The sequence below is a fragment of the Actinomycetes bacterium genome (assembly GCA_036510875.1).
Classification (GTDB): Bacteria; Actinomycetota; Actinomycetes; order Prado026; family Prado026; genus DATCDE01.
This window is the reverse complement of sequence record DATCDE010000261.1, coordinates 1-6,487: the sequence shown is the minus strand read 5'-3', so window position 1 is coordinate 6,487 and position 6,487 is coordinate 1. Positions and strand designations below refer to the sequence as shown.

The window sequence follows — 6,487 nt, the reverse complement described above, 5'->3', positions numbered from 1 at the left end:
GCTCGACCTGCTCAGCGAGCAGGTCGGGGCCATCGCCGAAGAGCTGCGCCGGCAGCGCCAGAGCCGGGAGCGGTGGTCGGAGCTGGTCACCGACCTGACCCCGGTCACCAAGGGCGTCATGGACGTCGCCACCCGCGAGCTGGGGGACCTGAGCGAGGACGTCAGCCTCGAGGACGCCGTCCGGTTCCTGCGGACGACGGCCCGCGAGCTGCCCCGACTCGAGGCGCTCATGGCGCAGCTGGACTCGATGAGCCAGCTGGTCAGCGAGGTCGTGCCCCTGGTCGGACCGGGGGTGGGCAAGCTGACCGACGTGCTGCAGCAGCTGGACGACAAGGGCTACTTCATGTTCGCCCAGGGCGGCATGGAGATCGCCGACAAGGTGGTCACGTCCTTCGACCACGACGACGTCGTCGCGCTGGGTGACAACGTCGTGCTGATCCTCAACACGGTCAAGGAGATGACCCAGCCTGAGGTGATGGGGATGCTCAAGCGCACCTTCGTCACCGTGCAGGAGGTCGAGGAGGCGCACACCGAGCCGCCGTCCATGTTCGCGCTGATCAAGGAGATGCGCGACCCACAGACTCGCCGCGGGCTTGCCCGCGTGATGAGCATGCTCCGCACCGTGGGTGAGGAGCAGCCCGAATCGTCAACCCCAACCAGCTAGGAAGGTTCGAACCACCATGCCCGTGACCACGATGAACGGCCGGGAGATCCACGTCGACGACGAGGGCTTCCTCACCGCGTACGACGAGTGGGACGAGGATCTCGGCAAGGTCCTCGCCGCCAACATCGGCATCGACATGACCGACGAGCACTGGAAGGTCATCAAGTTCCTGCGCGATGACTTCAAGGTGACCGGCGAAACCGCAACCACCCGCCGAGTGCAGTCCGTCGGGGGCTTCTCCACCAAGGACCAGTTCACGCTGTTCCCGAAGAAGCCCGCCAAGAAGATGTCTTACATCGCCGGGCTGCCCAAGCCGCACGGCTGCGTCTGACCACCGAGGACGGAGAAACCGACTATGAGTGCACCCATCGTCCCGAGTTTCGGCGACGACGAGGAGACCGACCGCAAGTTCGTCCTCATCTGCTCCAAGGGCAACCTGGACATGGCCTATCCGGCCCTCGTCCTGGCCAACGCCGCCCTGGGTGAGGGCATCGAGACCCACCTGTTCTTCACCTTCTGGGGCTTCGACATGATCACCAAGTCCCGGATGAACGACCTGAAGTTCACGCCCACCGGCAACACCGCGATGCACCTGCCGATCGGCGGGATCCGGATGCCGCAGGCACTGGCGCCGCTCCCCGGCGTCCAGGCGGTGGCGACGAAGATGCTCAAGGACCAGATCGCCGAGCTCGGTATCCCCGAGGTCCCGGAGTTCCTGGACCAGATCGTCGCGGCCGGCGGCCACCTGTGGGCCTGCCGGATGTCGGCGGACATGAACCACCTGACCGAGTCCGACCTGCGCGACGACGTCGAGGCCATCATCAACGCTTCCGACTTCATCGAGATGACCGACGGCGCCCAGCTGCTCTTCATCTGACCCACGCCTGAAGCTGTCAGGGTGAGGACGGGCCATGGCCCGTCCTCACCCTGACAACTGCGCGAAGGTGGGCGGCTGAGATAGTGACCGCCATGCCCAACGTCCTCACTCGCTACCGGATCATGGCCTACGTCACCGGCGTCGGTCTGGTCCTGCTCGTCTGCGTCGCCATGCCGCTGAAGTACTTCGCCGACTCACCGGGCATGGTCCACGTCATCGGGATGCTGCACGGCTACTTCTACATCCTGTACATCATCGCGACGTTCGACCTCGGGTCCCGGCGGCGCTGGCCGCTGCTGAAGATGCTGCTCGTCATGCTCTCCGGCACGATCCCGTTCGCCGTCTTCTTCGTCGAGCACCGGATCGTCAAGGAGGAGCTCGCCAGCACTGGCAGCACCGGCACCGCCGCCGCCTGAGCTGGTGGCTGCCTCCTTGCGGACGGCGGCCACCCACATCCACACCGTGGCAGCGGCGAACAGCCACCACTGCAGCGCGTAGGTGAGGCTCTGCACCGACCAGCGAATGGTCGCCGGCGGCAGCGGGGGAGGCACGGTGGCCAGCGCGGGCGTCGTGGGCGGCTCCTGGTCGGCGAGCAGCACCGAGCCGTCGTAGAGCCGGTACGGCCACCGGTTGACCAGGTCGGCGGTGGTGACCCGCTCCACCTGCCCGGCGGGCAGCACGCTGGTCATCCCGGACGGCAGCGGGGTCTCCGAGGGCGCCAGGTAGCCGCGCACGGTCACCGGGCCGGACGGCGGTGCCGGGACGGCGGCGTCCGGCTGCTGCTGACCGGGGACCCAGCCGCGGACCACCGTGGCCGCCAGCCCGGGGGATGTGACGAGCGGGGTCACCACGTAGAAGCCGGCCTCCCCCCGCAAGTCGTGGCCTGGGGAGAGCAGCTGGCGAGCCACGTCGTACCGGCCGGTCACGGTCACCGCGGCCCCGCGGTTGTCGGGCGTGACCAGGTTCTCCGCGCCCCTCACGTCGGCCAGCGGCCGGGCCGCGCTCAGCGCCGGAGCGGTCAGCGGGGGGCCCGAGTCGCGGGTTCGGGCCCGGTCCCACTGCCACCCGCCGAGCGCCACGAAGGCGGCAACCGCGAGCAGCGCCCCGACGTGGACGGCGAGCCACCGGGGCTGCAGGAGGAACCGGTACATCGGGGACCACGGTACGTCCCACGCCAAAGATGACTGCGCAGTAGCGTGCACAGCAGGACTGAGGAAGGGGCAACGTGACCACTTCGGGGACCGCTGCGGTCGAGGTCGACCTGCTCATCATCGGCGCTGGGCCGACCGGGCTGTTCGCCACGTACTACGCCGGATTCCGCGGGCTGTCGGTCGCGGTGCTGGACTCGCTGACCGAGCTCGGCGGCCAGCTCACCGCGCTGTACCCGGAGAAGCTGATCTACGACGTCGGTGGGCTCCCGGAGATCCGGGGGCAGGCGCTGGTCGACAACCTGGTCCAGCAGGCCGCGAGCGCGAACCCCACGTACCTGCTGGGCCACCGGGCCGAGGAGTTGGAGGTCGCCGAAGACCACGTGGTGGTCCGCACCGAGCCCGGGGGGCCCGTCGTGCAGGCCAAGGCCGTACTGATCGCCGGCGGCATCGGCACGTTCACCCCACGGGCGCTGCCGGACGCCGCCGCCTACGAAGGCCGCGGATTGCGCTACTTCGTCCCGAAGCTGGACGAGCTGGCCGGCAAGGACGTGCTGATCGTCGGTGGCGGCGACTCGGCCATGGACTGGGCGGCCAGCCTCGAGCCGATCGCCCGGTCGATCACCCTGATCCACCGCCGCACCGAGTTCCGGGCCCACGAGGGGACCGTCGCCCGGGTGCTGTCGTCCTCGGTGAAGGTGCTGACGCCGTTCGAGGTCGCCGCCATCCACGGCACCGACCGGGTGGAGTCGGTGGACATCTTCAACAACAAGACCGACGAGCACCAGACGCTCGAGGTTCAGGAGGTGGTCGCGGCCCTGGGCTTCACCGCGGACCTGGGCCCGTTCACCCGCTGGGGGCTCGAGCAGCTCAAGCGGCACATCGTTGTGGACAGCGCGATGCGGACCTCGCTGCCGCGAGTGTTCTCCGCCGGTGACATCACCGAGTACGACGGAAAGGTCCGGCTGATATCGGTCGGGCTGGGCGAGGCGGCCACCGCGGTAAACAACGCGACGGCGGTCGTGCACCCCGGCGCGAAAGTGTTCCCCGGGCACTCCTCGGAAGTCCCCTGACCGGGTCGCAAGCCCCCAACCGGTGTCTGTAAGACTCGGCTGCAGCAGGCGCGGCAGCGATGGAAAGGATCACGATGTCCGACTTCCAGCTCGACTACCCGGCAGGCGCTCTTCCGTTGGAGCTGGCCAAATCTGCCGAAGGACCGGGAGGTCTCGACGTCTCGGCCCTGCTGAAGACGACCGGCCAGGTGACGCTCGACCAGGGCTTCGTCAACACGGCGTCCTGCACCTCGGAGATCACCTACATCGACGGGGACGCCGGGATCCTGCGCTACCGCGGCTACCCGATCGAGCAGCTGGCGGCGCACTCGACGTTCCAGGAGACGGCCTACCTGCTCATCTACGGTGAGCTCCCGACCGCGGACCAGCTGACCACCTTCCGGGCGCAGATCACCCAGCACACGCTGCTGCACGAGGACCTGCGCCGGTTCTTCGACGGGTTCCCGCGCGACGCGCACCCGATGGCCGTGCTGTCGTCGGCCGTGAGCGCGCTGTCGACCTTCTACCAGGACAGCCTGGACCCGTTCGACCAGGCCCACGTGGAGATCTCCACGGTCCGGCTGCTGGCCAAGGTACCGACGATCGCGGCGTACGCCTACAAGAAGTCGGTCGGCCAGCCGTTCCTCTACCCGGACAATTCGCTGGAGGCGACCGAGAACTTCCTGCGGCTGGTCTTCGGCGTCCCGGCGGAGGCGTACGAGGTCGACCCGGTGATGGCCCGCACCCTGGACATGCTGTTCATCCTGCACGCCGACCACGAGCAGAACTGCTCCACCTCAACGGTCCGGATGGTCGGGTCCAGCCACGCGAACCTGTTCGCGTCGGTGTCGGCCGGCATCAACGCGCTGTTCGGGCCGCTGCACGGCGGGGCGAACCAGGCGGTGCTGGGGATGCTCAAGAGCATCCACGACGAGGGCGGCGACGTCGGCAGCTTCGTCGAGCGGGTCAAGGCCCACGACGGCGGCGTCCGGCTCATGGGCTTCGGGCACCGCGTCTACCACAGCTACGACCCGCGGGCGGCGCTGGTGAAGCAGGCCGCGCACGACCTGCTCGACCGACCCGGCGCCGACGACCCGCTGCTGGACATCGCGATGCGCATGGAAGAGGTCGCGCTGGCCGACGACTACTTTCTCGAGCGCAAGCTCTACCCGAACGTCGACTTCTACACCGGACTGATCTACCAGGCGATGGGCTTCCCGGAGAAGATGTTCACGGTGCTGTTCGCTCTCGGCCGGCTGCCCGGCTGGATCGCGCAGTGGCGGGAGATGATCAACGACCCGGCCACCAAGATCGGCCGGCCGCGCCAGGTCTACGTCGGTCCCACCGAGCGCGCCTACCGGCCGATCGACCAGCGCTGAGGGACGGTCCCGGTCGTCCGTCAGCGGGCGAGGCGCTGCGCCAGCCAGCTGAGTGACAGCGGGTAGCGGTAGTCGATGCCGCCGTGTTTCGCGTCGAACAGCTCGAAATGCACCCGGTCGTCGGGGACGCCGAGGGCGCTGAGCTGGCCGCGGAACGCCTGCGCACCGACGTCCAGGAAGTACTCGTCCGACGTCCCCGCGTCGATCCAGATCGCGCGCATCGAGCGCAGGGCGTCCGCGTGGTGCGGGGCCATCCGGACCGGGTCGAGGTCCAGCCAGCGCTGCCACAGCTCGGGGACCAGCGCGCCGGTGACCGGGTCGAACGGCAGCCGCGGTGTGCCGTCCGGGTCCGCGGAGAAGCAGGCGGCCACACCGTAGATCCCGAGGATCGTCTGGTCGCCGGGCCTGGTGAACGACGTCCGGGCGGTGAAGTCGGCCCACCAGCGGGCCGGGTCGCCGTCGTAGGCGCGCAGGGCGCGGACCACCTGGCCGAACTCGGGGACGTAGCACAGCTCGTACAGCGAGTCGCCCGCGTGCGAGGCCAGCGCGCCGAACACGTCCGGCCGCAGCATGGGGGTGATCATCGCGCCGAAACCGCCGCTCGACTTGCCGGTGATGGCGCGCGACTCGCGGTCGGGCAGGGTGCGGTACCGGGCGTCGACGAAGGGCACCACCTCGTCGCAGAGGTAGGAGTGGTAGCGCCCGGTGCCGGGGGAGTCGACGAACTGCGAGCCGCCGTATGCCGTCCACGCGTCGACGTAGACGACGATGCACGGCGAGGCCTCCCCGCTGGCGAAGACGGCGTCCGCGGTCTCGATGAACGGCTGGCGGAACGGCATCCGGTTGCGCCACATCTCCAGGTGCCCGGTGTAGCCCTGGATGACGTACACGGTCGGGTACCGTTCCTGCGGCGCGTCGTCGTAGCCGGGCGGCAGGTAGACCCACAGCGGTCGCTGTTTCGGGTCGCCGAGCGGGTTGCCGGCCAGCAGGGCCGACTCGACGACGAGCTCGTCGAGTCGGCCAACCAGCGGCTGGGACCAAGGCAGCATGCCTGCGACCCTAGCCCTGGGTGCTCGGCCCTGCTTCGCCTCTCGTTCGCCGACGGCGGTGGCGCGGGAGCGATCGGGCCGGCGGTGCCGGGTGTGCTGTGCTCGGGTCGCTCGATCACGCGACCGAGTGGCTGACCCCCGAGGGGTCTGCGCCGTTGCCGCCTCCGGGCTTCCTACGATCGGGCCCGTGGTGCGTCCTGAAAGTTGGATCAGGCCTGCGGGTGTGAGTCCCGCCTGGGTAGGTACCGGAGCGCCCAGTAGCAGACCCCGGTTCGTTGGAGAGATCTGGCGGGCTGAGCGGGGTGTCGAGAGCCTCTT

7 protein-coding genes and 1 pseudogene are annotated in these 6,487 nt (G+C 69.1%); 6 read left to right on the top strand and 2 right to left on the bottom strand.

The window, feature by feature from the left end; genetic code table 11:
• The 4 genes from VIM19_15330 to VIM19_15315 form a co-directional block, all read left to right on the top strand.
• The coding region (locus tag VIM19_15330) for a DUF1641 domain-containing protein (GenBank protein ID HEY5186234.1) at positions 1–664 on the top strand (664 nt) is incomplete at its 5' end.
• Between the two features lie 16 nt (positions 665–680).
• Complete coding sequence (locus VIM19_15325; protein HEY5186233.1) at positions 681–995, top strand: TusE/DsrC/DsvC family sulfur relay protein; 315 nt, start codon at positions 681–683, stop codon at positions 993–995.
• 24 nt (positions 996–1,019) lie between these two features.
• Positions 1,020–1,541, top strand: coding sequence for a DsrE/DsrF/DrsH-like family protein (locus tag VIM19_15320; protein HEY5186232.1), 522 nt, complete (start codon positions 1,020–1,022; stop codon positions 1,539–1,541).
• Positions 1,542–1,633: 92 nt separating this feature from the next.
• The gene (locus tag VIM19_15315; GenBank protein HEY5186231.1) at positions 1,634–1,957 is read left to right on the top strand and encodes a DUF3817 domain-containing protein; all 324 of its coding nucleotides are present in this window, start codon (positions 1,634–1,636) and stop codon (positions 1,955–1,957) included.
• 63 nt (positions 1,958–2,020) lie between these two features.
• On the opposite strand, the pseudogene VIM19_15310 reads toward VIM19_15315, so the two are convergent.
• Positions 2,021–2,692 (bottom strand): annotated as a pseudogene (locus VIM19_15310) (SURF1 family protein).
• A 74-nt stretch (positions 2,693–2,766) separates the two neighbouring features.
• Here VIM19_15310 and VIM19_15305 point away from each other — a divergent pair.
• Both VIM19_15305 and VIM19_15300 read left to right on the top strand, forming a co-directional pair.
• The gene (locus VIM19_15305; GenBank protein HEY5186230.1) at positions 2,767–3,762 is read left to right on the top strand and encodes an NAD(P)/FAD-dependent oxidoreductase; all 996 of its coding nucleotides are present in this window, start codon (positions 2,767–2,769) and stop codon (positions 3,760–3,762) included.
• 74 nt (positions 3,763–3,836) lie between these two features.
• The gene (locus VIM19_15300; protein HEY5186229.1) at positions 3,837–5,120 is read left to right on the top strand and encodes a citrate synthase; all 1,284 of its coding nucleotides are present in this window, start codon (positions 3,837–3,839) and stop codon (positions 5,118–5,120) included.
• A 20-nt stretch (positions 5,121–5,140) separates the two neighbouring features.
• Here VIM19_15300 and VIM19_15295 read toward each other — a convergent pair whose 3' ends face one another.
• Positions 5,141–6,169: an alpha/beta hydrolase-fold protein gene (locus VIM19_15295; protein ID HEY5186228.1), complete on the bottom strand. Its 1,029-nt coding sequence runs from the start codon at positions 6,167–6,169 to the stop codon at positions 5,141–5,143.
• Positions 6,170–6,487 lie beyond the last annotated feature (318 nt).